29 protein-coding genes are annotated in these 25,639 nt (G+C 76.6%); 10 read left to right on the top strand and 19 right to left on the bottom strand.

All coding sequences use genetic code 11. The annotated features are described in order from the left end of the window. The first annotated feature begins 127 nt into the window (after nt 1–127). Both QSK03_RS29065 and QSK03_RS29070 read left to right on the top strand, forming a co-directional pair. Nucleotides 128–1,087, top strand: a complete 960-nt coding sequence (locus QSK03_RS29065) for a CPBP family intramembrane glutamic endopeptidase (protein WP_285659074.1) — start codon at nt 128–130, stop codon at nt 1,085–1,087. Next, nucleotides 1,084–1,848, top strand: coding sequence for an alpha/beta fold hydrolase (locus QSK03_RS29070; protein WP_285659075.1), 765 nt, complete (start codon nt 1,084–1,086; stop codon nt 1,846–1,848). The genes QSK03_RS29065 and QSK03_RS29070 overlap by 4 nt, the downstream gene beginning before the upstream one ends. Before the next feature lie 5 nt (nt 1,849–1,853). Here QSK03_RS29070 and QSK03_RS29075 read toward each other — a convergent pair whose 3' ends face one another. The 3 genes from QSK03_RS29075 to QSK03_RS29085 all read right to left on the bottom strand — a co-directional run bounded on the left by QSK03_RS29075 (nt 1,854) and on the right by QSK03_RS29085 (nt 2,951). Continuing rightward, a complete protein-coding gene (locus QSK03_RS29075) occupies nt 1,854–2,048 on the bottom strand; it encodes a hypothetical protein (protein ID WP_285659076.1) in 195 nt (64 codons plus the stop codon). Between the two features lie 23 nt (nt 2,049–2,071). Further along, nucleotides 2,072–2,374, bottom strand: a complete 303-nt coding sequence (locus tag QSK03_RS29080) for a DUF1905 domain-containing protein (protein ID WP_285659077.1) — start codon at nt 2,372–2,374, stop codon at nt 2,072–2,074. 121 nt (nt 2,375–2,495) lie between these two features. After that, nucleotides 2,496–2,951, bottom strand: coding sequence for an ArsI/CadI family heavy metal resistance metalloenzyme (locus QSK03_RS29085; RefSeq protein WP_285659078.1), 456 nt, complete (start codon nt 2,949–2,951; stop codon nt 2,496–2,498). Between the two features lie 91 nt (nt 2,952–3,042). Here QSK03_RS29085 and QSK03_RS29090 point away from each other — a divergent pair, with 91 nt between their 5' ends. Continuing rightward, nucleotides 3,043–3,429, top strand: coding sequence for an ArsR/SmtB family transcription factor (locus QSK03_RS29090; RefSeq protein ID WP_285659079.1), 387 nt, complete (start codon nt 3,043–3,045; stop codon nt 3,427–3,429). 25 nt (nt 3,430–3,454) lie between these two features. Here the strand turns inward: QSK03_RS29090 and QSK03_RS29095 are convergent, their stop codons facing one another. Then, nucleotides 3,455–4,693, bottom strand: a complete 1,239-nt coding sequence (locus QSK03_RS29095) for a helix-turn-helix transcriptional regulator (RefSeq protein ID WP_285659080.1) — start codon at nt 4,691–4,693, stop codon at nt 3,455–3,457. Nucleotides 4,694–5,200: 507 nt separating this feature from the next. Next, nucleotides 5,201–6,106 (bottom strand): AAA family ATPase, encoded by a 906-nt coding sequence (locus tag QSK03_RS29100; RefSeq protein ID WP_285659081.1) that lies wholly within the window; start codon nt 6,104–6,106, stop codon nt 5,201–5,203. Nucleotides 6,107–6,352: 246 nt separating this feature from the next. Here QSK03_RS29100 and QSK03_RS29105 point away from each other — a divergent pair, with 246 nt between their 5' ends. Beyond that, entirely contained in the window at nt 6,353–7,363 is a 1,011-nt protein-coding gene (locus tag QSK03_RS29105) for a beta-ketoacyl-ACP synthase 3 (RefSeq protein ID WP_285659082.1), read from the top strand. Nucleotides 7,364–7,405: 42 nt separating this feature from the next. On the opposite strand, the gene QSK03_RS29110 is transcribed toward QSK03_RS29105, so the two are convergent. The 7 genes from QSK03_RS29110 to QSK03_RS29140 all read right to left on the bottom strand — a co-directional run bounded on the left by QSK03_RS29110 (nt 7,406) and on the right by QSK03_RS29140 (nt 11,969). Beyond that, the gene (locus tag QSK03_RS29110; protein WP_285659083.1) at nt 7,406–8,365 is read right to left on the bottom strand and encodes a universal stress protein; all 960 of its coding nucleotides are present in this window, start codon (nt 8,363–8,365) and stop codon (nt 7,406–7,408) included. A gap of 8 nt (nt 8,366–8,373) precedes the next feature. Next, complete coding sequence (locus QSK03_RS29115; protein WP_285659084.1) at nt 8,374–8,577, bottom strand: hypothetical protein; 204 nt, start codon at nt 8,575–8,577, stop codon at nt 8,374–8,376. A 117-nt stretch (nt 8,578–8,694) separates the two neighbouring features. Further along, nucleotides 8,695–9,240, bottom strand: coding sequence for a MarR family winged helix-turn-helix transcriptional regulator (locus tag QSK03_RS29120; protein ID WP_285659085.1), 546 nt, complete (start codon nt 9,238–9,240; stop codon nt 8,695–8,697). A 60-nt stretch (nt 9,241–9,300) separates the two neighbouring features. After that, nucleotides 9,301–9,744, bottom strand: coding sequence for a DUF7144 family membrane protein (locus QSK03_RS29125; RefSeq protein ID WP_285659086.1), 444 nt, complete (start codon nt 9,742–9,744; stop codon nt 9,301–9,303). 151 nt (nt 9,745–9,895) lie between these two features. Further along, nucleotides 9,896–10,516, bottom strand: a complete 621-nt coding sequence (locus QSK03_RS29130; RefSeq protein WP_285659087.1) for a CBS domain-containing protein — start codon at nt 10,514–10,516, stop codon at nt 9,896–9,898. Continuing rightward, nucleotides 10,513–11,445: a universal stress protein gene (locus tag QSK03_RS29135; protein ID WP_285659088.1), complete on the bottom strand. Its 933-nt coding sequence runs from the start codon at nt 11,443–11,445 to the stop codon at nt 10,513–10,515. Before QSK03_RS29135 ends, QSK03_RS29130 begins: the two co-directional genes overlap by 4 nt. Further along, nucleotides 11,442–11,969 (bottom strand): flavodoxin family protein, encoded by a 528-nt coding sequence (locus tag QSK03_RS29140; protein WP_285659089.1) that lies wholly within the window; start codon nt 11,967–11,969, stop codon nt 11,442–11,444. The genes QSK03_RS29135 and QSK03_RS29140 overlap by 4 nt, the downstream gene beginning before the upstream one ends. 139 nt (nt 11,970–12,108) lie before the next feature. Here QSK03_RS29140 and QSK03_RS29145 point away from each other — a divergent pair, with 139 nt between their 5' ends. Together QSK03_RS29145 and QSK03_RS29150 are read left to right on the top strand one after the other, a co-directional pair. After that, on the top strand, nt 12,109–12,516 hold the full coding sequence (locus QSK03_RS29145) for a CBS domain-containing protein (protein ID WP_285659090.1): 408 nt from the start codon (nt 12,109–12,111) through the stop codon (nt 12,514–12,516). Next, nucleotides 12,513–13,979 carry a DUF4389 domain-containing protein gene (locus QSK03_RS29150; protein WP_285659091.1) on the top strand — a complete coding sequence of 489 codons (1,467 nt, stop codon included), beginning with the start codon at nt 12,513–12,515 and terminating at the stop codon, nt 13,977–13,979. Before QSK03_RS29145 ends, QSK03_RS29150 begins: the two co-directional genes overlap by 4 nt. Nucleotides 13,980–14,004: 25 nt before the next feature. Here QSK03_RS29150 and QSK03_RS29155 read toward each other — a convergent pair whose 3' ends face one another. The 4 genes from QSK03_RS29155 to QSK03_RS29170 form a co-directional block, all read right to left on the bottom strand. Then, nucleotides 14,005–15,501, bottom strand: coding sequence for a bifunctional aminoglycoside phosphotransferase/ATP-binding protein (locus tag QSK03_RS29155; protein WP_285659093.1), 1,497 nt, complete (start codon nt 15,499–15,501; stop codon nt 14,005–14,007). Further along, nucleotides 15,498–16,370, bottom strand: coding sequence for a universal stress protein (locus tag QSK03_RS29160; protein WP_285659094.1), 873 nt, complete (start codon nt 16,368–16,370; stop codon nt 15,498–15,500). Before QSK03_RS29160 ends, QSK03_RS29155 begins: the two co-directional genes overlap by 4 nt. After that, complete coding sequence (locus tag QSK03_RS29165; protein ID WP_285659095.1) at nt 16,370–17,254, bottom strand: universal stress protein; 885 nt, start codon at nt 17,252–17,254, stop codon at nt 16,370–16,372. The genes QSK03_RS29160 and QSK03_RS29165 overlap by 1 nt, the downstream gene beginning before the upstream one ends. A gap of 275 nt (nt 17,255–17,529) precedes the next feature. Then, nucleotides 17,530–18,345 (bottom strand): DUF6544 family protein, encoded by an 816-nt coding sequence (locus QSK03_RS29170; RefSeq protein WP_285659096.1) that lies wholly within the window; start codon nt 18,343–18,345, stop codon nt 17,530–17,532. Between the two features lie 172 nt (nt 18,346–18,517). On the opposite strand from QSK03_RS29170, the gene QSK03_RS29175 reads away from it, so the two are divergent. Both QSK03_RS29175 and QSK03_RS29180 read left to right on the top strand, forming a co-directional pair. Continuing rightward, nucleotides 18,518–18,964: a CBS domain-containing protein gene (locus tag QSK03_RS29175; protein WP_285659097.1), complete on the top strand. Its 447-nt coding sequence runs from the start codon at nt 18,518–18,520 to the stop codon at nt 18,962–18,964. A 91-nt stretch (nt 18,965–19,055) separates the two neighbouring features. Beyond that, nucleotides 19,056–19,814 (top strand): SpoIIAA family protein, encoded by a 759-nt coding sequence (locus QSK03_RS29180; protein ID WP_285659098.1) that lies wholly within the window; start codon nt 19,056–19,058, stop codon nt 19,812–19,814. A 48-nt stretch (nt 19,815–19,862) separates the two neighbouring features. Here the strand turns inward: QSK03_RS29180 and QSK03_RS29185 are convergent, their stop codons facing one another. Together QSK03_RS29185 and QSK03_RS29190 are read right to left on the bottom strand one after the other, a co-directional pair. After that, nucleotides 19,863–20,633: a hypothetical protein gene (locus tag QSK03_RS29185; RefSeq protein WP_285659099.1), complete on the bottom strand. Its 771-nt coding sequence runs from the start codon at nt 20,631–20,633 to the stop codon at nt 19,863–19,865. A 16-nt stretch (nt 20,634–20,649) separates the two neighbouring features. Beyond that, entirely contained in the window at nt 20,650–21,183 is a 534-nt protein-coding gene (locus tag QSK03_RS29190; protein ID WP_285659100.1) for a universal stress protein, read from the bottom strand. Nucleotides 21,184–21,343: 160 nt separating this feature from the next. On the opposite strand from QSK03_RS29190, the gene QSK03_RS29195 reads away from it, so the two are divergent. Then, nucleotides 21,344–22,348 (top strand): Acg family FMN-binding oxidoreductase, encoded by a 1,005-nt coding sequence (locus QSK03_RS29195; protein ID WP_285659101.1) that lies wholly within the window; start codon nt 21,344–21,346, stop codon nt 22,346–22,348. On the opposite strand, the gene QSK03_RS29200 is transcribed toward QSK03_RS29195, so the two are convergent. Continuing rightward, complete coding sequence (locus QSK03_RS29200) at nt 22,349–24,067, bottom strand: GAF domain-containing sensor histidine kinase (RefSeq protein ID WP_285659102.1); 1,719 nt, start codon at nt 24,065–24,067, stop codon at nt 22,349–22,351. A gap of 225 nt (nt 24,068–24,292) precedes the next feature. Between QSK03_RS29200 and QSK03_RS29205 the strand changes: the two genes are divergently transcribed. Further along, entirely contained in the window at nt 24,293–25,621 is a 1,329-nt protein-coding gene (locus QSK03_RS29205; RefSeq protein ID WP_285659103.1) for a GAF domain-containing protein, read from the top strand. Nucleotides 25,622–25,639 lie beyond the last annotated feature (18 nt).

A 25,639-nucleotide genomic window follows, 5' to 3' on the forward strand; every position in this document is an offset into this window, starting at 1 on the left:
GAGCCTGCTCCCGCGGCCACGGAAATCGCGCCGCGAGGCCACAGACCGCGCCGGTGATGCGCCCGACCCTGCTCGCAGGGCCGCCGCGCCCGTCACCGTGCCGTTCTGCAGCCCGCCGGAGGAAGCCATGACCGCGACACATCCGACCATCCCGCCGACGACCGGGGACGCCGTCAGCACCGTCGGCACCGCGGCGGTCGACCCGGCTCCGATGACCTACGACCACCTCGCGAGGACGCCGGGCCGCCGCTGGTGGGTCGGCCCCACGGCACTGCTGTCGATCGTCGTCGGGGGCCTGCTGTTCGTGGCCGCGGTCGCCGCGGCGATCGACCTGGCCGCGCTGGTGGCGGGAGTCCCCCTCGACGCCGACAGCTTCCCGACCGACCCGGTCTGGGCGGCCGCGGCCGGCCTGCTGGTGATCGTCGCCACCCTGCCGGCGGTGCTCCTCGTCGTGCGGGTCGTGGAACGGCGCCAGCCGGGGACGCTGTCGTCGGTCACCGGGCGCCTGCGCGGTCGCTGGCTCGTCGTGTGCCTGGTCCCCGCGCTCGCGGTCTCCGTCGTCACCGTCCTGGTCGGCGAGCTCGTCGACCCGACCGAAGGGGCCTTCGCGGGCTGGTCCTCGTTCCTCGGGATCGCCGTCGTGGTCCTCGTGCTCACCCCGTTCCAGGCCGCGGCCGAGGAGTACCTGTTCCGGGGCTGGATCGTGCAGACCTTCGGCGCCGTCGTCCGCGGCCCCTGGCCCGGCGTCGCGGTCAGCGCCGTCCTGTTCGCGCTCGTCCACGAGGGCGCGACCGCGAGCGTGTGGGGCTTCGCCGACCTCGTCGTGTTCGCCGTCGTGCTCTCGGTGCTGACCCTGCGCACCGGGGGCCTCGAGGCCGCCCTGGCCCTGCACCTGGTCCACAACACCGTCGTCTGGATCGTCTCGGCCGCCTACGCCGCGACCGACTCGGTCGCCGACTACAGGGAGGTCGGCAGCGGTGTGTTCGTCGCCTCGATGCTCGGGACGGTGGTCTACGCGGCGACCGTGCTGACGCTGGCCCGCCGTCGGGGCATCGAGACGACGCGTCCGGGGTATGCGCCGACGTGACGGTGGCACTGGTGCACGTCAACCCGGAGAGCGCGGCGGTGTGGGACCCGCTCGTCGCCGAGCTGGCCCGCGCGGGCGTCGACGACGTCGTGCGGCTCTCCCCGCCCGGCTTCGGCGTGCCCCTGCCGGCCGGGTTCTCCCCGACCGTGACGGGGTATCGCGACTGGCTCGTCGGCGAGCTCGAGCGCCTCGACCGGCCCGTCGACCTCCTGGGCCACGACTGGGGCGGCGGCCACGTCGTGACCACGGTGATGGCGCGCCCGGAGCTGGCGCGTAGCTGGGCGAGCGACGCGCTCGGGCTCTTCGAGCCGGACTACACGTGGCACGACCTCGCGCAGACGTGGCAGACGCCCGGCGAGGGCGAGGCCAGCCTCGACGCGATGTTCGGCGGGACTCCCGGGCAGCGGGCCGAGCAGATGGAGTCGCTCGGCATCGGTCGGGCCGAGGCCCTCCAGATCGCTGGTGTGCAGGGCGACGAGATGAAGCAGGCGGTCCTCGCCCTTTACCGCTCCGCCGCCCAGCCGGCCATGGCCGAGCTCGGCCGGGGGCTGTCCGCCCTCGCCGCCCGCCCCGGTCTCGGCATCGTGGCCACGGAGGACCCCTACGGCGGGTCGGTGGCGCTGCGGCGACGCGCCGCGGAGCGCGCGGGCGCGGAGGTCACGGAGCTCGACGGACTGGGCCACTGGTGGATGGCCGAGGACCCGGCCCGCGGTGCTCGCGTGCTCACGGCCTTCTGGCGCTCGCGGGCCTGGAGCGCTTGAGCCGGTCAGCGCCGTCGGCGCGGTGATCGCAGCACCAGGACGCCGCCGGCGACCGCCGCGATCGCGAGGCCGACGAGCACCCCGAGCCACGTCGTCCCGCCCCGCTGGAAGACCTGCCCGACGCTGACCACCGCGATCGCGATCCCGGCGAACATCACGAGGATCAGGACCCCGGTCCCGCCCCGGCCCTCCCTCGCCATCCTCCGACCGTACGGCGCGGGCCTCACCCCCGGGCGAGGCGCTGCGTCAGGTGGACGGTGACGGTGTCGCCGACCCCTTTGCCGATCGTCGCCAGCAGCGCCGCCGGCATCGGCAGCTTGTGTGTGCCGTCGCCGAGGGCCATGAACGATCCGCGGTAGGCGTGGCCGTCGACCGTGCCGACCACCTTCACCAGACCGCGCGTGCCGAAGAACGCTGCGGACCAGTCGGTACAGAGGTAGGTCCAGCCGCCCGGCTTCGGGCTGCGCTGCACCACGCCGGCGAATGTGTGGTCCAGGTCCGTGGTCTTCGTGGTGTTCGTGCTCATGGCGATCTCCCCGATGATGTCGACGCTGTCGAGGACTCCACGAACAGCCTCGCCGTCATCGACATCCTCGTCCCACGGTTCACTCCGAGGGGCCCGGCGGCCGGGCTCCCCAGCGCCGTGATCACGCACAACACCCGGTCTGCTCGGTGACGGGTTCGGCGGAGGCGTCGTCCGGCATCGTGGTGATGATCCCGTCGGTGCCGTACTCCGGGGAGTCGTCCTTCACGGTGTAGACCTCCCACGGCTCGTTCCCCGGACCCCGGACCCACACCTTGTCCTGGCGGGCGTAGCAACAGGTGGTGTCGTCCTCGACCTGGGTGAACAGCCCCAGCTCGGACAGGCGCGCGGTCGCGTCGTCGACCTCGTCGGTCGACTCCACCTCGACCCCGAGGTGGTCCATGACCGTCGGACGGTCGGCCTCGCCTTCGAGCAGCACCAGCTTCAGCGGCGGCTCGGCGACCGCGAAGTTGGCGTACCCGGGGCGGCGCTTGGCCGGCTCGACGCCGAAGAGCCGGCTGTAGAAGCGGATCGAGCCCTCCAGGTCGGAGACCCGCAGGGCGAGCTGCACTCGGGACATGATGGTCCTCCTCGGTCTCGGCGGACGTCTGCTTCGACGTCGGTCGAACCAGAGGTTGCCCCCTTGGTTCGACGAGTGTCAAGGTAGACGTATGTCGAAGCAGGAGCGGGCGTCGGCCACGTTCGGCCCGGTCGTCGGGTGCTGCGAGCCCCTCGTTCGTGAGCCGCTCTCGGCCGAGCAGTCGGTCGAGCTGTCGCGGGTGTTCAAGGCGATGGGCGACCCGGTCCGGCTGCGGCTGCTCTCGCTGATCGCCTCCCACGTCGGCGGCGAGGCGTGCGTCTGCGACCTCACTGACGTGTTCGACCTGTCCGGCCCGACCATCAGCCATCACCTCAAGGTGCTGCGCGAGGCCGGGCTGATCACCGGTGAACGGCGCGGCACCTGGGTGTACTACCGCGTGCGCCCCGACCTTCTCGCCCAGGTGTCCGCGGTGCTCGCGCCCGCCGGCTGTGACGAGCTGCCGGTCCTGGACGCATGAGCGTTCCCGGGCGACAAGACGGTGCCTACGTCCGCGGAGGGACGGGATCCGACCCGGCTCCGTCGCGGGAGGCGCGGCGACGATCCGGGGTGACGCCCAGGGTCCGGGCCACCGCGGCGGCCTCCCGACGGGTGCGCACGTCCAGCTTGGTGAGGATCGCCGAGACGTGGTGGTCGGCGGTCTTCTCCGAGATCACCAGCCGTGCGGCGATCTCGGCGTTGGTGAGACCGTCGGCGAGGAGGCGCACCACGTCGACCTGCCGGGAGGTCAGCCCACCGGGGTTGGCCCGGGTGCTCGTCCGGGGCCGGAGGGGGACGCCGGTGACGCCGCGCCGGCGCAGGTCGCGCCGCACCCTCGCCGCCGCGGCGTCGGCGCCGAGCCGGTCGAGGATCTCCAGTGCCGCGAACGTCTCCGTGCGCTCGCCGGAGTCGGCCATCGCGAGCGCCCGCTCGTAGGGGCACCCCAGCGTCTCCCAGCTCGCCGCGGACGCCGAGGGCCGCCCGTCGAGCAGCAGGCGATGGGGCTCGGCGACGCGCAGGCGCGTGGTGTCGACGTCGCGGCCGAGACGCACGAGCCAGACCGCGAGGTCGCCGGCCGACCACTCGGTGCCCGGCAGAGCCGCGGCCGGAAGGAGGGCGGCCGCGTCGTCGAGGCGGGAGTCGGCGGTCCCGGTCGTCCAGCACCGCTCGGCGAGCGCGGCGGCGGCGGGCAGCAGCTTGAGCGGCTCGCCGTAGCCCCGCGCCAGCTCCCAGGCCCGGTCGAGGAGGTCGCCGCCGCCGATCCTGCCGGTGCGCAGTTCCACCAGCCCGCGGACCAGGCACGGCCAGGTGTGGGTCACCGCCGACCGACTCCCGGAGAGCACCGTCGACGCGTCGCGGCGCGCGTCGTCCCAGGCGCCGCGCAGCAGGTGCAACCGCGCCCGGGCGCCGAGCTGCAGGCCGTGGGCGATCCGGACGTCCCGCTCCGCGGTCAGCGGGAGGCTGCGCTCGAGGACCTCCGCCGCGTCGTCGAGCCGGCGCTGCTCGACGTCGATCTCGGTGAGGCTGCTCGCGACGGTGGAGCGGGCCTCCTCGTCGAACCGCTCGCGGGCGTGCTCGAGGACGGCGAGGAGCCGGTCGCGGGCCCCGTCCTCCCCGTCCATCATCGCGACCACGGACTCGATGACCCCGAGGCGGACGTCGAGCGCGCGGTCCCGGGCGACGTCGGTGACCTCGCGGGCACGCGCGCACCGCTCCCGGGCGCCCACGAGGTCGCTCGCCTGCATGGCCAGGAACGCCTGGATGGAGTGGGCGTGCCCCGAGCGCCGCGTTCCCGGGCGGGCCGGGGTCCGGCTCGGCGGCGAGCACGTCCACGGCGGCGGCCGCGTACTCCTCGGCGTGGCGCCGGTGGCCGAGATACCACTCGAGCACGGCCAGCAGCCGGTGGCCGGCGCTGACGCCGCGGGAGTCGCCCTCGGTCCGGCGCAGCGAGACGGCCTGCCGACCGGCGGCGACCGCCTCGTCGAGACGGTCGGTGAGGTACAGCTCGACGGTGAGCAGCTCGGCCAGCTCGGCACGGACGTCGAGAGCGCCGTCGGGGGCCGCCTCGAGGGCGGTCCGGAAGAACCGGACGGCCTCGGTGTGGGCTCCCGACCCGGACGCGACGCGCGCCGCGCTCGCGGCGTAGGACGACACACGCTCGCCGTCGCCGGCGGCCGCGGCGTGGTGCACCAGTACCGCGGGGTCCGGGTCGGGCTGCGTCTCGAACGCCGCGAGCAACCGCCGGTGCAGGGTCACGTCACCGCCGGGAGGGATGGCGTCGGCGATCGCGAGCCGGCAGATGTCGTGCCGGTAGGTGATCCGCCGCCGGTCGCGGACCACGAGCCCGGCGGCGTCGAGCGTGCGCAGGGGTCCGCTCCCGACCCCGAGCGCCGGCAGCAGCCCGTCCGGGATCCCGGTGGGGCGCAGGCGACCAGCTCGGCCAGGTCGCGGGCGACGGCATCGAGGCCGGCGGCACGGGCGAGGACGGCGTCACGCACCGTAGGAGGCAGGACCTCCCCGCCCTGGGTGACGATCTCGGTGACGAAGAAGGAGTTCCCGCGGGTGAGCCGGTGCAGGCGGGCCGGGTCGATGTCGCGGGCCCCGACCATCGCCGTGACCCCCTCGAGGCTCAGTGGCGCGACGTCGAGCCGGGTGGCCGCGGGCGAGCGGGCCACGTCGCCGAGCAGGCCGCGCAGGGCGTGCTGGTGGTCGAGCTCGTCGTCGCGGTACGTAGCCAGCACCAGCGAGCGCGTCCCCGGCATCCGGCGCAGCAGGAAGCGCAGCAGGTCGACCGTGGCCTCGTCGGCCCACTGCAGGTCGTCGACGACGAGCAGCACCGACCGTTCCCGCAGGAGGCGCAGGAGCTCGTCGCAGATCGCGTGGAGCGGGGCCCCGGCGGCCAGCGATCGGGCGACGGGGTCGCCGAGGTCGGCCGCGACGTCGTGCAGAGGGCCGAGCGGGCGCGGGACGCCCAGCGGGTCGCAGACGCCCCACAGCACCTGGCCGTCGTCGACACCGTCGGCGAACACCCGGGCGAGCCGGGCCTTGCCGACACCGGACTCGCCGGCCAGCAGGACGGTCGACCCCGATCCACCGAGCGCGTCGTCCCAGGCCCGGCGCAGACACAGGAGCTGGTCGTCGCGCTCCAGCAGGTCCACGGCGATGACGGTACGTGACCACATGATTGGGCGGAACGTCCCGATCGGAGCAGTGGCCGCCGTGAGGTGCACGATCTGGCGCCTCCCGGTGCGCGCGGTGGCGACGCAGTGGTGGTGAGCCCTCCTCGTAGTGTGAGCAGCACCATCCCGGTACCGATTAGTAGGACTTCCGAGTAACCGAGGAGGGGCGGCACCGTGGGGGGAAGCGTCGCTCCCTGGCGTGCCCCGCCCTTCGTGGAGGTCCACGTGCCTGCTGCCCCGATCACCGCCCGGACCGTCGAGGCGCGCGAGGCGAGGTTGCTGGGGCTGGGGGCCTACCGACCCCGACGCACGGTCACCAACGACGAGGTCTGCGCACGGATCGAGGGCACCGACCCCGGATGGGTCCTGTCGCGCTCGGGCATCAGCACCCGGCGGTTCGCCGGCGCCGACGAGACCGTCGTGGTGATGGCCGCGCAGGCGGCCGGCGACGCCCTGGCCGCCGCCGGCCTGGCTGCGGGCCAGATCGACGCGGTGCTGGTCGCGACCATGTCCCCCGACACCGTCTGCCCCCAGGTCTCGACGCGCGTCGCCGCCCTCCTCGGCGTGACCGCGCCGGCGATGGATCTCGGCGCGGCGTGCTCAGGGTTCTGCTACGGCCTCGAGCTCGCCGCCTCCCTCGTCCGCGGCGGCACCGCGCAGCACGTGCTCCTCGTCGGCGTCGAGCGCATGAGTGACCTGCTCGACCCCACCGACCGCGGCACCGCGTTCCTGTTCGGCGACGGCGCAGGCGCGGTCGTCGTCGGACCCTCCGCGGCCCCGGGCGTCGGACCGGTCGCCTGGGGCAGCGACGGCGCCAACGCCGAGCTCATCGTCCACGGCCCGAGCGGATCGGGGACCGACGAGCAGGTCCCCGGCCTGCGCATGCAGGGCCCCGCGGTGTTCCGATGGGCCAGCACCCAGATCGCCCCGCTCGCCGAGAAGGCCCTCGCCACCGCCGGCGTCGGCGTCGGCGACCTCGACGCCTTCGTCCCCCACCAGGCCAACAACCGGATCACCGACGCCCTCGTCCGCGCCCTGGCGCTGTCCGAGCGCACCGTCGTGGCACGCGACGTCGTCACCACCGGCAACACCTCCGCGGCCTCGGTCCCCCTGGCCATGCACGCGCTGCTGACCGACGGCACCGCTCGCCCCGGCGACCTCGCCCTGCTGGCGGGCTTCGGCGCCGGCCTGACCTACGCCGCCCAGGTCGTCGCCCTGCCGGGCGTGGGCTCCTGACCGGTGCCCGGGCGCGCAGGCCGGCTCCCCCCGCTCGAGTCGTCAGGAGCTCGGGGTGCATGTGCTCTCGAGCGCGTCCGCGGCCTGACGGGTCGCCACCCCGAGCGGGTGGCGCGGTCCCCCGGGCGGCGGCACGACCGCCACGGGACACGGCGAGCGGTGCACCATGCGCCGGCTCACCGAACCCAGCAGGAGGCCGGCGACCGGTCCGCGCCCACGGGTGCCGACCACCAGGAGCCGCGCCCCGCGGGCGTGGTGCTCCAGCGCTGCCGACGGGTGGGTGCGCTCGACGACCGACGAGATCGCCACGTCGGGATGCGCCGCGGAGTGGCCCGCGAGCTGTTCGGCGAGGATGCGGCGCTCGCTCGTGGCGATCGCGCCCCAGTCGAGCAGCGGTTCGAGGTCCGGCCCGATGCGGAGATCCCACCAGGTGTGCACGGCCACGAGCGGGCAGCCGGCCGCATCCGCGGCCTCGACCGCGAAGTCGACCGCGGCCGCGCTCGTCGGCGACCCGTCGACCCCGACCACGACCGGCGCCGCGTCGTCCGCGGTCACGTCGCCCCGCACCACCACGACCGGCCCGGCGGAGTGGGCCGCGCACGAGGCCGCGACCGAGCCCGCGAAGGGTTCCCCGAGGTCGGCCTCGCCGCGTTCCCCCACGACCAGGAGTCCTCTCCCCGCCTCCTCGAGCAGGACCGGGGCGGCGGGACCGTCGACGAGCCGATCGGTCACGACGAGTCCGGGGGCGACCTCCTCGGCCGCCCGCAGCGCCTCGTCGACGTCGTGGCGCGCCCGGACGAGGATGCCCTGCTGGTACCGGCGCCACAGCGACGCCTCGGACATGAGGGTGGGATCGACGCCGCCGTACGCCAGCACGATGCGCAGCTCGCGGCCGCGGGCCAGCGCCTCGCGGGCGGCCCACCGGACGGCACGCCGGGCCGTCGCGGACCCGTCCGTCCCGACCACGACCGGCCCGAGAACGCTGGTGCCGTTGCTCGTCACGGCGGCGCTCAGGCGACCGCGGCGTGGCGCGCGGGCCCGCCGGCGACGACGCCGAGGTGGATGCCCGCGAAGTCCTCGACCACGCCGCCGGGCAGGACCCGCCCGATCCGTACGCCGGCGAAGTCGGTGACGCAGCCCTGGTCGTCCACCCGACCGATCGCCACCCCGGCGTGGTCCTCCACCCGGCGGGCGCCGTCCTGCGTCGTGTCCATGTCGTTCTCCTCTCGGCACGGCGGGCGCACCGCCCGCCGGGGTCGAGGCTCCCGCTCCGGGGCCGTCGGGCACCGCGGCCCGAGGACCCGCCGTGCCGGGCCGTTGGTCCGTGCCTGTCAGGTGGTCGGCTCCTCTCCCGACTCGACCACCGGCGGTGGGGGTCCGGGTGCGGCGGGACCGTCCCCGGACGCGCTGTCCGCCCGCACCATCCGGCGCCGCAGGTCGTTGAGGTCGCCGGCGCGCAGCCTCAGGGCGGCCGCGACGCGATCCAGCAGGTCGGCGAGCTCGTGCAGGTGCTCCAGCGGCACGCCGTCGAGCCCGGTCGAGACGTCCTCGTGGAACAGCCGGTCCATGAGCTCCGCGACGCGACGGCCGCGCGGCGTGAGCTCGACGAGCCTGCTGCGGCGATCCGTCGGGTGGCGGCGCCGGACGACGAGACCCTTGGCGTGCAGCCGGTCGACGAGGGCCGTGCCGGCCGGGGCCGCGACACCGAGGCGCGCCGCGAGCAGGGAGACGGGCTGGGCGTCCTGCCTCCCGAGGTCCGAGAGCGTGAGCAGCTCCCCGATGCCGAGCCCGAGGACGTCGGCATGGGCCCGCCGGTAGGCATCGAGCGCGAGCACCAGGTCCCGCATCCGGCCGGGCATGTCCGCGTGGTCGGTCATCGGCCCTCCTCCCGACGCGCGCCACGGGCCGGCGCGTGCACCGGCCCGGGGCCACGGGCGTCAGCGCCGGGTGCCCAGCGGCATGCCCCACGTGGTGACGAGTGCGTAGAGCACCAGCACGTCCAGGCCGATCACGACGATCGACCAGACCGGCGCGACGGGGATGGCGATCAGGTGCACGATCGCGCTCAGGGCGACGAGCACGATCGCCGCGCTCCGCGCCCAGGCGGGCGCCTCGCCGAGCATGCTGACCCCGACGAGGGCGACGAGCGCCCCCAGGATCAGGTGCACCCAGCCCCACGTCGCCCAGGACAGGACGAACACGGCGCCGCCGGCGGTGGAGACGAAGTACGTCGGGCTCAGCGTCGCCGCGAGGCCCTCGAGGACGCCGAAGACCCCGACCACGACCATCACGATGGCGCCGAAGTGCACCCAGCCGGCCCACGTGCCCGACGCCGGCGCGGTCGACGGGTACTCGCTCCTCATCTCGGTCTGTTCGCTCATGGCTCCTCCCAGGGCTCTCGATCGGGCCCGTCGGGTGGACGGGTCCACCGCGACGTTCCCGCCGGCACCCGCGCGGGTGCAGGGTCCAACGTCCCCGCCCGGACGGCCGCCGGGCCCGCCGCCGGAGGGCGGTCGGGGCGCGCCCGGGCGCTCAGGCGGCGCTGCCGTGGGCCGGGCACCGGTCACGGCGGTGCGTGGCGACGTGCACAGTGCCGGGGACACCGGCGGCGATCACCGTCGCGATGTGCTGCTGCAGCGGGTCGTCCTCCTCGTCGCAGAGGACGACCTCGCCTCGGTCGGCGTGCACGTCCCAGCGGTGCCAGCCGGCGTAGGTGTCGAGGCGGCGTGACACGGCCGCCCGGAGGTCTTCGTCGCTGCGGGCGAGGACGCCGGCGACGTCCCGGCGGGTCACGATGCCGACGAGCGCGCCCTCGGAGACGACCGGGAGGCTGCGGAGACCCCGATCGATCATGGGCGCGACGGCGTCGGCCACGTCGCTCCACGCGCTCACCGTGCGGACGTCGCGGGTCATCACCTCGCGGACGGTCCGTGGCGGGGGCGGGTCGTCGTCGGCCCCGCCGGACCGCGGATCGTCGAGCACCCGCCCGCGCAGGACGTCGGACTCGCCGATCACACCGACGAGGACGCCGTCGGCGGCGAGCACCGGCAGCAGCGTGAACCCGTGGTGCACCAGCAGCTCGGCCGCGGCGTGGACCGGGGTGTCCGGGCCCACCGTCACCGTGGTCCGGGTCATGACGTCCTGGACCCTCACGGGCCGTCCTCCGCCCGGGCGGCGCCCGCGGTCGGGGCACCGGCACCCGGCGCTCCCCGCCCGGCGGCACGCGCCGGTTCCGGACGGGTCCCGGCCGACGTGCCCGGCGGCACGACGACGACGGGACGGGAGATCCGCCGGAGGAGGTCGCGGCGCGTGGAGTGGACGGGGTGCCAGCGGCCGTGGGGACCGACGCCGAGCACCACGAGCTCGGCGTCGTGTGACTGATCGGCGAGGACCCGGTCCGCCCGCTCCTCGGCGACGACCACGTGCACGGCGGACGGGCGGTCCGCGCCGAGCTCGGGAAGCTCCTCGGACACCGTGCGGGCGTCCCGACCGGCCCGCACGACGACCAGCGGCGTCCCGCGTCGCGCCGCCCGGTCGGCGGCGAAGCGGAGGGCGCCGCGGGAGCCGGGGGTGCCGTCGTCGCCGACGACCACGCCGCGGCCGCCCGTGCCGTCGAGCAGGCCGTCGTCCCCGTGGTCGTCGCCGGGGACGACGACCACGGGGACGTCGACGTGGCCCGCGAGGCCCCGGGCGATCCCGCCCATCAGCAGCTCGCCGGCGAGCCCGAACCGATCGGTACCGATGACGATCGCGGCCGCGGTCCGGGCCTGCGCCCGGAGGACCCCGACCGGGCCGCTCTCGATCAGCGTCTCGTCGACCGCCAGTCCCGGGGCGACCTCCCGCGCCACGGCGCGCATCGCGTGCAGCTCGCGGCGCGCCGCCGCGAGCAGTGCCTCCCCCGCGTCCACGCCGATGACGGAGCGGCCCGGGTAGCTGCCCCGCGGCGGGACCAGGGCGCACACCAGCCGGAGCGAGGCGCCGCGGTCCCGCGCCTCGGCCGCGGCCCACCGCACCGCCGGCGCTCCTCGGCCCTCGAGCGCCACCCCGACGACGATCGCCCCGCCGTCCGGTCCGCCGGTCACGACGCGCCGCCGGCCGGGACGGCCACCGCGGTGGCGAGGCTCGCGCCCCAGGCGCGGGCCCGGTCGAGCTCGCCCTCGACGAGCGGCCCCTCCGAGCCGTCGACGAAGAAGCTGTGGGGCCCGTCCGCGGGGCCGATCCCGCCACGGCGCAGGCGACGAGCGATCGCCCTGGCCGCCGAGCCGGGCATGCGGGGGCGGGCGACGCGGGTGTCGAAGGCCGCCGCCGCGAACCCCGACCGGTCGGGCAGCGCCGCGAGCCACTCCCGGACGCCGGGCCCCCGCGAGACGATCGCCCGTCCGGTCTTCGTGCCCGCGTCCTCGCGTGTCGACGGACGGCTCATCCCGAAGGCGTGCGTCGGCCCGCCGACGACGAGGAGCGCGCAGTCGCCCGGGGGGGCGGCGGGGGCCTCGCCGACCTCGACCGTGTCGACGGTGACGCGGGTGGCGAGTCCGTCGGCGATCGCGCGTGCCACGGCCTCGGTGTTGCCGTACATGGATTCGAAGACCACCAGGGCCCGGGCCATGGTCCACCTCCTCGTGAGGCCTCCACGGTCGCCCGGCCTCCCGGGACCCCGGCAGGGCCGAAGGGTCCCCGACCGTCGGGCCGCGTGACCGGGACCCTCGTCCCTGCCGCCGACGCCCGCGGGCGACTCCGATGGCGGCATGACCACCGACCCCGTCCTGCGCCTCGACCCCAGCCGCCCGGTCCGGGTGGTGACCGAGCACGCCACGGTCGCCGAGGCCCTGCGCGTCCTGCGCGTCGCCGGCGTCCGGCACCTGCCGGTGATCGCCGACGACCGGTGCGTGGGACTGCTCGTCGACCGCGACCTCGTCGCGGCGGCGGTGGACGGCGTCACCGCCCCCGTGGGCCGCCTGGCCCGGCGTCCGGTCCCGACCGTCGAGGCCGGGGCGTCGGCGCCCCGGATCGCCCGCGCGGTGCTCACCGGCGGGATGGAGGCCGCCCTCGTCACCGACGACGGCGTCGTCGTCGGGATCGTCACCGCCAGCGACGCGCTGGCCACCCTCGCGCACGCCGACGACGGCGAGCGCCCGACGGAGGAGTCACCGTGACCACGACGGACGCCCCGACCTCGCCGGAGTCGACGCCACCACCCGCCCCGTCACCGCGCTCGCCGGTGCGGGTGCGCGGTGAGCTCGATCCGCAGCTGTCCCGCTGGCTGTGGCTGCTGAAGTGGCTCCTCGCCGTCCCGCACTGGGTCGTGCTGGCGTTCCTCTGGGTCGCGTTCGCCGTCGTCAGCCTCGTCGCCCTCGTGGCGATCGTCATCACCGGTCGCTACCCGCGGGCGCTGTTCGACTTCGCGGTGGGCGTTCTGCGGTGGGCGTGGCGCGTGGCCTTCTACACCAACGCGGCCTTCGGCACCGACCGCTACCCGCCGTTCAGCCTGCAGCGGGACGACTCCTACCCGGCCGACCTCGACATCGACCACCCGGAGCGGCTCTCGCGTGGTCTGGTGCTCGTCAAGTGGTGGCTCCTGGCCATCCCCCAGTACGTGGTCGTCGGACTGCTGATCGCGAGCCCCTGGTGGGTCTGGCAGGGCCAGGACTACCGGTGGTCCGTCGGCGCCGGCGGGCTCGTGGGCCTGCTGGCGCTCGTCGGCATCGTCGTCCACGCCGTGCGGGGCGCCTACCCGCAGACCGTTTTCGATCTCGTGATCGGCTTCGACCGGTGGGTGCTCCGGGTCGCCGCCTACGCCGCCCTGATGACCGACCGGTATCCGCCGTTCGTCCTCGACACCGGCCCGCGCGAGCCCGGCGAGACCGCCGCGGAGCCCGACGCCACGCGCGCGGCCGCGCCGCCCGACACCGCGGGCCGCGGATGGACCGCCGGCCCGGTCGTCGCCCTGGCGCTCGGCACGGTGCTGTGCCTGGGTGCGGTGCCGCCGCTGGTCGGGGGCCTGACCGGGCTGGGGGCCGACGCCTCCGCCCGGGACGACGCCGGCTTCCTCACCACGCCGCCCAGCCTCATGACGAGCACTGGGTACGCCGTGCGCGCACCCGGACTCCTGCTCGAGGGCGCACCCGGTGAGACGTTCTCCCCGTCCGCCGGCCTCGGCGAGGTGCGGATCCGTGTCGCCTCCCTCGACCCGGCGCGCCCGGTGTTCGTCGGGGTCGCGCCCCGCGCCGCGGCGGACCGCTACCTGGCCGGGGTCGCCACCGGCACGATGGCGGGCGACGACGGCGGCCGCACGCGGCCGGTGATCGTCGAGCAGCCGGGCGGCCCGCCGGCGGTCGCGCCGGGCGACGCGGGCATCTGGGTCGCCGCGGCCGCCGGCCCCGGCACCCAGGCGGTGACGTGGCGGTCGGCGCCGGGTGACTGGTCGGTCGTGGTGCTGCAGCCGGACGGCGGGCCCGGCGTGCACGTCGGCGCCGACGCCGGCGCGACGGTGCCCGCACTGCGGACGCTGTCGGTGCTGCTGCTGGCCGTCGCGGCCGTCCTGGTGGCCCTGGGCGTGACGGCAGTGACCCTCGCGGTCTCGACGGCCCACCGGCGCCGCACCCCCGAGCCCACCTGACCCGCCCGGCCCGGCCCTCCCGGCCTCACACCTCGACGACCGTCCACGTGGCGTGCGGCCGGGGCGAGCGGACCGCCCCGAGGGCGACGGCGACGGCGGCGGCGACGGTCCCCGCGGTGTCGACCACCGTGGCCTCCGGCCACGGGTCGGCGTCGGCGGCCATCACCGAGGCCACGAGCGGCGTCGCGTCCGAGGCGGACGGGTCGGGTGAGCCGCGGCGCCGGCGGATGCGCTCGGCGGCGACGTCGCCGGGCGCCTCGCAGCGCAGGGACGTCATCGCCGCCGAGCAGCGGGCCGCGACCCCGGTGGCGGCCTCGCGGTGGGCGGCCCCGGTCCACGAGGCGTCGAGCACCACCGACTCCCCGAGGGCGAGCAGCTCCTCCGCGCGGTGCAACAGCTCGCCGTAGGTCGCCGCCGTGTGCTCGGTCCGGTAGAGGCCGGTCCCGTACGCGGCCCCCGCGGCGGTGGCCGGGTCGAGCCCGGCGATCTCCTTGCGCACCCGGTCGCTGGACAGCAGCGTCGCGCCGAGCCGGTCGGCCAGGCCGCCCGCGACGGTCGACTTGCCGGTGCCGGGCAGGCCGCCGACGAGCACCAACCGGACCCGTCCCGCGTCGAGGTGCGCGGCGGCCAGGTCCAGGAGCTCGCGGGCCAGTGCGGCCCCCTCCCCGCCCTGGTCGACGCGCACGCAGGCGACGGCGCACCGCACCGCGGCCCGGTAGGCCACGAGGTGGTGGCGCAGGGCGGGCGGGGCGGGGTCGTCGGCGAACTCGGTGTACCAGCCGACGAAGCGATCGGCGGCGTCCGCGGCCCCGAGGCGCTCCAGGTCCATGGCCAGGAACGCGGCGTCGTCGAGACCGTCGACGTAGCGCAGGTGCTCGTCGAACTCCAGGCAGTCGAGCACCACCGGGCCGTCGGGCAGGCAGAAGACGTCGTCGGCGAGGAGGTCCCCGTGGCCGTCCACCACGCGGCCCTCGCGGCGGCGCCGGTCGAACAGCGCGCGGCGCCCGTCGAGGAACGCCCCCGCGGCCGCGGCGACGACGTCGACGAGGTCGGCCGGGAGGACCGAGCCGGCGTGCCGCCGCAGGCCGTCGAGGACGCCGGCCCACCGGGTGCGGGCGGCCTCCACCGTGCCCTCCCGGTCGACCGCAGGACCCCGGGCCGCGGTGCTGTGGAACGCGGCGAGGCGGCGCGCGAGCGCCCGCAGGTGGTCGTCGACCGGCTCGCCGGCCCGGACGATCGCGGCGAGGCTGCGCTCGGCGGGCATCCGCCGCATCGCCACGAGGTACTCGCAGGCGAGGCCGTCCGCGTCGAGCAGGGTCTCCAGCCCGAGGTACGCCTCGGGGCTGAGGCGACGGTTCAGCGCGAGCTCCCGCAGGCACGCCTCCCGGCGGCGCTCGAGGGTCGTGAAGTCGCAGAAGCCCAGGTCGACCGGCTTCTTCATCTTGTGCACGCGGTCGCCGGCGAACCAGAGCACCGCCGTGTGGGTCTCGGTGACGGCAGGCGCGAGGTCCGTCACGCTCATCGCGCGCTGTCCCCGGCCGGGACCGGCGCGGGGCGGCCCAGCGGCCCGAGGACCGCGACGGCGCACGGCGCCCCGGCGAGCACCGACCGGGCGGTCGAGCCGGGCCCGCGCAGTGTGGCCGTCGCGTCGCGCCGGTGCCCGACCACGAGCTCGTCCGCGCCGGCCGCCCGCTCCAGCAGCGCGCGCGCCGGCCGGTCGGCGACCAGCTCCACCTCGACGGGCACGTCGGGTGCGTGGCTCCTGGCGGCCGCGAGGACCGCGGCGAGCTGCTGCCGGGCCTCGGCGAGGTCGGACTCGGGGACGTCCGCGGACTCGGCGCCGGCGGGCGGTGGGACGGCCCGCACGACCTCGAGCGGCACGTGCTGATCGGCCGCGCTCCGGAGCGCGAACGCGAGGACCGCCGGCGACGAGGGTCCGCCGTCGACGCCGACCACGAGCGCGCGGCGTACCTGCGCGCCCTGCGGGGTCGGACCGCGGTACTCCGGGATCACGAGGACAGGGCACGGGGCCTCGACGATCGCGCGCTCGGTGCCGCGCCCGGCCTCGGTCCCGAGACGGCGGTGACGGTCGCCGAGGATCAGCACCGAGCCCGCCCCGCAGGCGCCGACCAGGGTGTCGGTGACGTCGCCCGCCCGGCAGACGAGCTGCACGTCGAGGTCGGGCGCGGTGCGCGTCAGGTAGGACTGGGCGCGGGCACCGGCGTCGTCGTACCAGGGGGCGACCGGCGTCTCGGGCCCGTGGGCGTGGACGAGGACCACGGCCCCGGTCCGGCGGCGGGCCTCGCCGATCGCGCGGTCGAGCACGCGCGGCCGCAGCAGTCCGTCATCGACGCCGAGCACGACCGGGTCGGCCGTCGTCCGGGCGGCCATCACACGCCCTCCTCGGCCCACGCGCGGTCCGGGGAGGTCCAGCGCTGCGCGGCGGCGGACGACAGGACCGCCACCGGGCAGCACGCGGAGCGCACCACCGTCTGGCTGGTCGAGCCGACGAGCGGCCCGACGAGGGACCCCCGCCCGCGGCTGCCGAGCACGATCAGCGCGGCGCCGTGGCGGGCCTCGCCCAGGATCTCCTCGCCGGCGGCCCCGTGCGGGAACGCCTCGCGCATCCGGACCCCGGGATGGCGGTCCGCGAGTCCGGCGAGCGCTTCGGCGAGCACGCGCCGCTGGTCGTCGTGGTCGGCGTCGACGCGCCGGGTCGCCACGTGGACGGCCGTGATCCGGGCGTGCCAGCGGTCGGCGACGTCGGTGGCGAAGGCGACGGCGCCGTGGGACTCCGGCGAGCCGTCGACACCGACCACGATCGCCCCGGTGTGCCGCTCGCAGGGATCCCGGCGCGGGGGCACCACGACCACCGGGCACGCGGCGTGGGTCATGGCGTGGACGAGCGTGCGACCCAGCGTCACGTCGACGACGCTGTCGAACCCCCGGGACCCGAGGACGAGGAGGTGGGCCCGACGGGCCACGGCGGCGAGTGCCTCCCCCACCGACCCGTCGACCACGGAGAGCCGGACCGAGACGCCCGGGGCCTCCCCGACCGCGACGCGACGGGCCTGCTCCAACAGGCCGAGGGCGCGGCCGGACGGTGCCCGGAGCTCGTCGGTCGGGCGGTGCGACGGCGGGAGCACCTGGACGAGGTCGAGGGGCAGTCCGCGGCCGTCGGCCTCGCGGGCCGCCCACGCCGCCGCCCGCAGGGTCGCGGCATCGCCGTCCACGCCGACGACCACCCCGGCGGGTGGCACCGAGCGATCGATCATCCTTCAGCCTCCTCGGGCCGCGGCGCTCGCGCCGCCGTGTCGTGTGTGCGCCTCGAGCGTCCGTTCCCGCGACGGTCCACCGGCAGGGCCGGAGGTCCGTTCCTCCCCGAGCCCACCGGCTCACCCGGCGTCCGGAGGTCCCGGATCACTCCGCGGCGATGCGGCGCAGGCGCAGGTCGTCCTCCACCGCGGTGCGGGCGGGCGGCGGGAGCAGGAGCGTCCAGTTCCGGATCTCCGGCGCCGCTCCACCGCCGCGGCACCGAGCGAGCTCACGCTCACCAGGTGTCGCCTTCGCCCGCGTCCACGCCGATGCAGCCGGGCCCGGGCAGCGCGTCGGTCCCGGAGACGGGCGTGAGCGCCGTGAGCTGGAAGCGGAGGACCTCGCGGGTGGGCCCGGGAGCCCCGATCCCCCACCCGAGGATGCCGGTGGCGGGCACGGTCAGCCCACCGTACGTCCGGTGCTCGAGGATCTCCGCGCCGAACGGCTCGTCCCGGTAGACGCCCTGGTGCCGCGGATCGCCCCAGCGCGTCGTGGTGGCACGGCGAGGCAGCCCGCCGCGGTGCAGGGTCAGGTGCAGCGCGACCGGGGCGCCCGCGACCGCGAAGGCCACGGTGGCGGAGTCCCGGCCGTCCGCGGTCCAGTGCGCGGTGTCCGACGGCAGGAGCACCGAGGGGACCCAGATCGCGCACATCGCGGCGTGGGCCAGGTCGGCGCGGGCGAGGTCGGGGCCGACGACGGCCGGGTGCCGGTGGCGCCCGAGGACGGTGGTCTCCCGGCGGGCGTGTCCGGCCACCCAGGAGTCGACGATGCGCAGCACGCCCGCGACCCGCAGTTCGCGGAAGTATCCGTGCGTCGGCAGGGTGACCTCGTGCCCTCGGTAGGGCCACCACCGGCGGCCGAGGCAGATCATCCCCCGCGAGCGCATCCGCACCCCGATCACGCCGTGCGCGGCGGGCGCCACCGAGCACCGCGCGTAGCGGGCAGCAGGCTCCGGCGCGCTCCCGGGGTCGTCGTTCCCGGTGGTCCCGGTGGCCGCGCGCCGGGTCGTCGCCGGCGTGCCCGTCGGCTCGACCCTCGTCTCCGTCGTCATCGGACGTCCCTCTCTCGGCCGGGCACCTCCCGGCCCGGACGGCGACCACGTTCCCCGGAGGGCGGGTCGGGAGGGCAGGGTCCGACAGTCCCGCCGCGACGGCGCGTGTCCCGGTCCCGCCGGGTCTTCCGACCCTGCTGCCCGCGGTGGGCCCCGGGCGACGCTGCGGGCCATGACCACGCCAGCGCCGCCGGGGACCCGGCTCGCGGCACCGCCCGAGACGCTCGACGAGGACCCGCCGGTTCGCGCCCTCATGAGCCCCCTCGCCCCGGTGGAGGTGCCACCGACGACCCGGGTCGCGACCGCGCTCGACCACCTGCGCCGGCTCGACGCGGGCCACCTCGTGCTCCGCGGTCACGGCCGCCTCAGCACGGTCGCGGAGGCCGACCTGCTGCGCCACGCGCTCGGGGGTGGCGCCAGCCCGGCCCGGCTGCTCGATCCGGTGTCCGACCTGGCCCGTCCGACGGAGTCGGTCGGGCCGGAGACGCGTCGCTCCCGCGCCGCGGCGCGCATGCTCGCCCACGACCACCCCGTGCTGATCGTGGTCGCCGACGGCGAGCCCTGCGGCGTCCTCGACGCCCGCACGATCCTGCACAGCGTGGCGGAGACCCGGCGCTGAGCCCCGACCGCGCGCAGCGGGGACCTGCGGCCCGAGGCGTCGGGCCGTCCGGCCGGTGCCGCCGGGCGTCGCCCGGGGATCGACTCGGGGGATGATCGAAACAGACACCGACGTCCCTGCCGGGATCGACGCCGTGCGCGCGGTCGGGACCCTCAGCCGGCACGACTACGACGCGGTCGTGGTGCCCATGATCGACGCCGCGGTCCGCGAAGGTCGGCGGCTGCGCTTGCTCTGCGTCGTCGACGAGGACTTCCGCGGCCTGACCCCCGACGCGGCGTGGGCCGACGTCAAGCTCGGCCTCACGGCGATGCGCAACCTCGAGGGCTGCGCGGTCGTGAGCGATCTCGACTGGGTGCGACGCTCCACGAGCGTGGCGTCGTTCTTCCTGCCCGGCCACGTGCGCGTGTTCGACGCCGACGAGCGGGCGGAGGCGTTGCGCTGGCTCGAGTCGCTGCCCGGCCGTCTCGTGACGACGCGGGTGGACCCGGCCGCCGGGGTCGTCGTCGCGGACGTCGGCGAGCCGCTGCGCCGCGAGGACGTCGACGTCATCGCCGCGGCGGTCGACAGCTGGCTCGCCGACCACACCGAGCTGCCCGGCCTGGTCCTGCACGCCGCGGCGTTCCCCGGGTGGGAGAACGTCGGGGCTCTCGTGCAGCACCTCCGGTTCGTCGGCGGCCACCAGCGCCGGATCGGCCGCGTCGCGCTCGCCGTCGACGGCCAGCCCGTCGGGATCGCCGCGCGCGTGGCGGGCACCCTGCTCCACCCCGAGGTCCGGCAGTTCGCCGCGAACGAGCTCGACGCGGCGATCGGGTGGGCCGGCGCGGCATCGCGCCAGGCGCACACCGCCTGAGCGGCCCCGACCCACGTGCGGCGCGGCCTGCTCTCCCGGTGGCGCCGGTCAGGGGTGCAGGCAGACCGCGCCGTGGCCCACGCCGTGCTCGGGTTCGGCGTGGGCCAGGGTCGCGGCGCGGACCGCCGGGACGTCGAAGGTGTCGACGTGCACGTCGCACTGCAGTCCGCGCAGGGCGGCCTCCACCGTGGCCCGCTCGATCACCACGCCCGCGAGCACCGTCTCCCGCACCCCCTCGGTGTGGGTGCAGACGGCGAGGACCGGTTGGCGGCGCCAGGGCACCTCGAGCCCGAGCGTGTCCGGCGGGACCGACCCGGGGGTGCGCCAGGCCGGCGAGCCGTCCCGGGTCGGGCCGTTCAGCAGGTGCAGCCAGGCCCCGCGGCTGCCGGCCGCGTGCGCCACGTCCACCACGCGGGCCAGGTCCGCGGGCGCCGCGTAGCGGGGGGACGCCCCGTCGCCCGCCCGGCGGTCGACCCGCCGACGGGCGAGGTCCGTCGGCGTCGCGGGCCGCCGGCGGGTGCCCGAGATGGTCACCAGCGGGCGGCTGTCCGCGCTCGCGGCGATCACGGTCCGGGGCGCCCAGCCGAGCGAGCGCAGCGCGTTCTCGACCGCACCGACGAGGCGGCCGGCGTGGACGAGCGCCCGGTGGGTGACCGGGCCCGCCGTCGGGTCCAGCGCGAGCTCGACCCGCCGGTCGTGCACCGACACCGCGCACGCCGGGGCCGCCGGGCCGCTCAGGGGCTCCAGGGCGTGGAGCAGGGCCGCGATCTCGGACGGCGTCCACCGCTGCGCCGACGTCGGGGTGCGGGTCGCGTTCACGGGGTCGGCGCGGGCATCAGGCGATCGGCCCGACGGGCAGGGGCCCGGCCACGGCGGCGTCCTGCTCGTGCGCCTCGTGCGCCGGTGCCGGGGTGGGACGGACCACGGTGACCGGGCACGGCGCGCGCAGCACCACCGAGAGCCCGACCGACCCGAAAAGGGTGCTGCGCAGCCCGCCGCGGCCGCGGTGGCCGACGACCAGCATCGCGGCGCCCTCGGCTTCCTGTGTCAGCACCCACCCGGCGGGGCCGGTCACGGCCACGACCTCCACCGGCACCGCACGCTCCGCGGCGCCGAGCCCGGCGCGGATCTCCTCGACGCGGGTGCGCGCGCCGTCCTCCACCGCCTGGCGGATCTCGCCGGTGTCGGCCAGCAGCGGGTAGCCGTAGGACGTCATCCAGGCGTCCGGCGGCTCGTGCGCCACCACGACCCGGACCGACGCCCCGCGGCGCCCGCCCTCGTCGATCGCGAAGCGCACCGCGTCCTCGGCCGGCGCCGAGCCGTCGAATCCCACGACGACCGGACCGCGGCCCTCCACCGTTGCGTCCATCTGCCCACTCCTCGTCCGACGGGCGTTCTCCGTGTCGTCACCACGGTCCCCGGGTCGGCGCCCGCGCCGCAGGAGCCGGACGGTCCCCGCCCGGCGGGCCGTCGGTCCCTGGTGACCCGGGCGGCCACCGTCTGTGCTGGGTGGGAACGAGGAGGCGGCCATGGCCCACCCGGGAGGCACCGTGACGACGCAGGGGGACGGCGCACCGAGCCCCGAGGAGGTCGCGACCCTCCTGCGGGCCGGGGCGAGCGCGCCCTCCAGCCACAACAGCCAGCCGTGGCGGCTGCGCTGGCACGAGGGGTCGATCGAGGTGCACGGCGACCCCGATCGGCTCCTGTCGGCCGCCGACCCGGACGGGCGCGAGCTGCGGCTGGCCTGCGGCGCGGCCCTGACCAACGTGCGCCTGGCCGTGCGTGCCCAGGGGCGCCGCGCCCACGTCGCGCTGATGCCCGATCCCGACGATCCGTGGTTCCTCGGGCGCGTGCGACCCGGGGCCGCCCTGCCCCCGTCGGGGTGGGAGATCGAGCTCGCGGCAGCGGTCGCCCGCCGGCACACCGACCGGCACGCGTTCGACCACCGGCCGCTGTCGGCGTCTCTGCGCGACCAGCTCGCGCGGGCGGCGTGGCGGGAACGCTGCCGTCTCGTGGTCGTGGACGACCCGGCCCAGCGGCGCGCCCTGCGCGAGCTCACCGCCGAGGCCCATCGGCAGCAGCGGGCGGACCCGGCCTTCGTCGCCGAGTGGGAGCGGTGGATCGGCCACGCCGCGCGGACCGAGGACGGTCTGCCGGCCGCGGACGCGCGTCGCGAGCCCCGGGGCGACGCGGCCTGGCGGCCGCGGGACTTCGGCGCCGCGGTCGAGGACGCCGAACGGGGGTCCCGGCGCGACGGCGCGGCGACGGACGAGCCCACCATCGCGGTGCTGGTGTCCTACGACGACACCGGTCTCGCGCACGTGCGCGCCGGTGAGGCGATGCAGCACGTGCTGCTCACCGCCACCGCGCGCGGCGTCGGCACCTCGTTCGTCGCTCCACCGCTCGAGGTCGCCCCGGTCCGGGCGCGGGTGCGGGCCCTGCTCGGCGGGGTGCTGTGGCCGCAGGTCATCCTGCGGCTCGGGTGGGGGCGGGCGGTGCACCCGACACCGCGCCGTCACGACCCGGGGGCGTGATCAGCCGCCGGGGTCGAACGGCGTCCACCACGACAGGCGGGTGCCGGTGCCGTTCGTCCGGCGCGCGACCGTCGCGTCGCCGCCGAGGGCCCGCGCCCGGGCCGTGAGGTTGGCCAGCCCGCTGCGCGCCACGGCGTCCGGGATGCCGACGCCGTCGTCGGTCACGTCGACGGCGAGGACGTCGTCCACGGAGACCGTCACGACCACGGAGTCCGCACCGCCGTGACGCACGGCGTTGGAGACCCCCTCGCGGACCACGGCCTCCACCTGGACGGCGAGCTCCTCGGGCACGGTGTCGACGGGCCCCGACAGCCGCACCACCGGTTCGGTCTCCACGTGCGCGGCCATCTCGGCGACCGCGGCGCGCAGTCGCCCGCCGAGACCCGGGGTGCTGCCGACGGCGTGCAGGTCGAAGATGCTCGTGCGGATCTCCCGCACGATGCCGTCGATCTGGTCGACCGCCTCGTTGACCCGCGCCGCGGCCTCCGGGGACGAGCGCAGCCGGGCCTGGGTGGCCTGCAGCCCGAGGCCGAGCGCGAAGAGGCGCTGCAGGACGTGGTCGTGCAGGTCGGCGGCGATGCGCTCCCGGTCGGCGGCGACGTCGAGCTGGCGCCGGGCGCGCTGTGACTCGGCGAGACGCAGCACGAGGGCCGCCTGGTCGGCGAACGAGGCCACCGTCGACAGGCCCTCGCCGTCGATGACGGGTGAGCCCGGTCGGCGGACGACGAGCAGCACGCCGGTGATGACCTCGGTGCCGTCGAGCGGCACGAGCAGCGCGGGCCCGAGGTGCTGCACGGTGCCCTCGACCGCGAGCACCAGCTCGTCCTCGACCTGCGGGAGACGGGTGCGGGCCACCCCGGCGAGCGGCGACCCCGCGACGGCGAGCCGCGCGCCCACGGGCAGCCGGTCCTCGAGGCCCACGCTCACGGTCACCCGCACCGACGGGGCGGCGTCCTCGTCGGCGACCGACGCCGGGGGCGTCGTGATCACCGCGCCGACCCCGTCGGCCAGCTCCGCGGCGCGCTCGGCCGCCAGGACGAGGGCCTCCTCCGGGTCGGCGCCGGCCAGGACCTGGGTGGTGATCTCACCGGAGGCCTCGAGCCAGCGCTGGCGGCGCTGCCCCTCGGCGACGAGGCGCCGGGCGTCCTGGTGCAGCCGCGCGTTCTGGACGGCCACCGCCGCCGCGGCGGCCAGGGCCACGATCACCTCCTCGTCGGCGGCGGTGAACGGCCCGCTGCGCTTCTCCGTGAGATAGAGGTTGCCGAAGACCTCGCCGCGCACCCGGACCGGGACGCCGAGGAACGAGCGCATCGGCGGGTGGTGCGCCGGGAAGCCGATCGAGGAGGGATGGTCCCGGAGGTCGTCCACCCGCAGCGGCGCGGGGTGGCGGATCAGCTCGCCGAGCAGGCCCCGGCCGCGCGGGAGGTCGCCGATCTGCGCCCGTCGGGCCTCGTCGAGGCCCGTGGAGACGAAACGGGCCAGCCCGTGCCCCGTCTCGTCGAGCACGCCCAGGGCCCCGTAGCGGGCGTCCACGAGCGCGGTCGCGACTTCGACCAGGCGGCGCAGGGTGGTGTCCAGGTCGAGCCCGTCGGCCACGGCCGTCATCGACGAGAACAGCGCGGCCACCTGCTCGGGTCCGGCGGCGCTCCACGACGGGCCCGTCGACGCCGGACGGGATCCGGCGACCGGCCCCGGGGCCGTGCCCTCGATGTCCACCACGGCGCGAGCCTCCCCCTCCCCCACGGATGCGCGACCCATGGTGGGCGCCCCAACACGCCCGGACCAGGGCCGGAGGTCCCCATGATCGGCCGCTCCCGATCCCACGCCCGGCTCGTCGACGCTCGCATCCGCGTGGCGCCGTGACCTCCGGCCGGGTCGCTTGACAGGTGATCCGTCCGCACGACGATGGACCTCTCGCGTCCGCCGGTGATCTGAGAGGGAGTCGTGTCCGACCGCTCCGAGCCCACGACCCCGTCGGAGGGCCTGGCCTTCCCGACCGTCGCCCGCCTGGAGCTCGACGACCTGCTCGACCAGCTCATCGCCCGGGCCACCGAGGTCAAGCTGACCCAGGGCCGGCTGCGCGGTCTCCTCGACGCCGTCCACCACATCACGGCGGGCCTCGACCTCGACGACCTCGTGGCACGCATCGTGGAGAACGCCCGGAGCCTCGTCCGCTCGCGCTACGCCGCGCTCGGCGTGGTCCGCGACGGCAGGCTCATCCGCTTCGTGCACGTGGGGATGGACGCCGACACCGTGGCCCGGATCGGCGAGCTCCCGGAGGGCAAGGGTGTGCTGGGCGAGCTCATCGAGCACCCCCGGCCGCTGCGCCTCGCCGATCTGTCGACCCACCCGTCGGCGGTCGGCTTCCCCGACCGGCACCCGCCGATGCGGTCCTTCCTCGGTGTCCCCCTGCTCGCGGGCGGCACCGTGTACGGGAACCTCTACGTCACCGAGAGCGAGCACGAGGGCGGCTTCGGCGCCGACGACGAACAGCTGCTCAAAGCCCTCGCCGGCGCGGCCGGGATCGCGATCGAGAATGCGCTGCTGCTCGACACGACCCGCCGCCGGGCGCGCTGGCAGGCCGCGTCCGCGCGCCTCGCGAGCAGCCTGCTCTCGGGCGAGCTCGCCCCGGAGGCGGAGATCCAGCAGCTCCTCGACACCGCGCTCGACGTGGCCCGGGCGCGCGGTGCCGCGGTCACCGAGGTCGCGGACGACGACCCCGCGACGGCAGGCGTCCCGGTGGCCGCGGGGCTGCTCGCCGACTGGGCCGGGCGCCGTGTCGAGGTCCCCGGCTCGGTCACGCAGGCCGCCCTCGCCGAGGGCGGACCGGTGCTCATCACCGACGCCACCACCGATCCCCGCACCACCGGAGTGGTCGAGCGGGTCCCGGAGGTCCGGTCGCTGCTGGCCGTCCCGCTGAGCGCGTCGGCCCCCGGCACCCGGTCGGTGCTCGTGCTGATCAGGACCGCGGGCGAGGAGGTGTTCGGGCCGGTCGAGGCGGAGATGCTGCTCGGGTTCGCGGCCCACGCCACCACGGCGATCGAGATCGCTCGCGGGCGACGGGACCGCGACGCCGTCCGCGTCCTCGAGGACCGGGAGCATCTCGTGCTCGCGCTCTCCGAGCAGGTGCTCACGCGGGTGCAGCGGGTCGGTCTCGCGCTCACCAGCGCCGCCTCGGGCGCCGAGCCGGGGCTGCGTGATCAACTGCTGGCCCAGGTCGCGGACCTCGACGACGTCACCCGCGCGGTCCGCGACACGGTCTTCCCCCGCTGAGCCGCGGGCTCACCATCG

Origin of the sequence: Actinomycetospora sp. NBRC 106375, assembly GCF_030269665.1 — a bacterium.
Classification (GTDB): domain Bacteria; phylum Actinomycetota; class Actinomycetes; order Mycobacteriales; family Pseudonocardiaceae; genus Actinomycetospora.

Bases quoted from the DNA above. Each gene is read 5' to 3' on its own strand.
- QSK03_RS29065 (WP_285659074.1), top strand. From the start codon at position 128: ATGACCGCGACACATCCGACCATCCCGCCGACGACCGGGGACGCCGTC.
- QSK03_RS29075 (WP_285659076.1), bottom strand. From the start codon at position 2,048: ATGGCGAGGGAGGGCCGGGGCGGGACCGGGGTCCTGATCCTCGTGATG.
- QSK03_RS29080 (WP_285659077.1), bottom strand. From the start codon at position 2,374: ATGAGCACGAACACCACGAAGACCACGGACCTGGACCACACATTCGCC.
- QSK03_RS29085 (WP_285659078.1), bottom strand. From the start codon at position 2,951: ATGTCCCGAGTGCAGCTCGCCCTGCGGGTCTCCGACCTGGAGGGCTCG.
- QSK03_RS29090 (WP_285659079.1), top strand. From the start codon at position 3,043: ATGTCGAAGCAGGAGCGGGCGTCGGCCACGTTCGGCCCGGTCGTCGGG.
- QSK03_RS29095 (WP_285659080.1), bottom strand. From the start codon at position 4,693: ATGCAGGCGAGCGACCTCGTGGGCGCCCGGGAGCGGTGCGCGCGTGCC.
- QSK03_RS29115 (WP_285659084.1), bottom strand. From the start codon at position 8,577: ATGGACACGACGCAGGACGGCGCCCGCCGGGTGGAGGACCACGCCGGG.
- QSK03_RS29120 (WP_285659085.1), bottom strand. From the start codon at position 9,240: ATGACCGACCACGCGGACATGCCCGGCCGGATGCGGGACCTGGTGCTC.
- QSK03_RS29125 (WP_285659086.1), bottom strand. From the start codon at position 9,744: ATGAGCGAACAGACCGAGATGAGGAGCGAGTACCCGTCGACCGCGCCG.
- QSK03_RS29140 (WP_285659089.1), bottom strand. From the start codon at position 11,969: ATGGCCCGGGCCCTGGTGGTCTTCGAATCCATGTACGGCAACACCGAG.
- QSK03_RS29145 (WP_285659090.1), top strand. From the start codon at position 12,109: ATGACCACCGACCCCGTCCTGCGCCTCGACCCCAGCCGCCCGGTCCGG.
- QSK03_RS29155 (WP_285659093.1), bottom strand. From the start codon at position 15,501: ATGAGCGTGACGGACCTCGCGCCTGCCGTCACCGAGACCCACACGGCG.
- QSK03_RS29160 (WP_285659094.1), bottom strand. From the start codon at position 16,370: ATGGCCGCCCGGACGACGGCCGACCCGGTCGTGCTCGGCGTCGATGAC.
- QSK03_RS29165 (WP_285659095.1), bottom strand. From the start codon at position 17,254: ATGATCGATCGCTCGGTGCCACCCGCCGGGGTGGTCGTCGGCGTGGAC.
- QSK03_RS29170 (WP_285659096.1), bottom strand. From the start codon at position 18,345: ATGACGACGGAGACGAGGGTCGAGCCGACGGGCACGCCGGCGACGACC.
- QSK03_RS29175 (WP_285659097.1), top strand. From the start codon at position 18,518: ATGACCACGCCAGCGCCGCCGGGGACCCGGCTCGCGGCACCGCCCGAG.
- QSK03_RS29180 (WP_285659098.1), top strand. From the start codon at position 19,056: ATGATCGAAACAGACACCGACGTCCCTGCCGGGATCGACGCCGTGCGC.
- QSK03_RS29190 (WP_285659100.1), bottom strand. From the start codon at position 21,183: ATGGACGCAACGGTGGAGGGCCGCGGTCCGGTCGTCGTGGGATTCGAC.
- QSK03_RS29195 (WP_285659101.1), top strand. From the start codon at position 21,344: ATGGCCCACCCGGGAGGCACCGTGACGACGCAGGGGGACGGCGCACCG.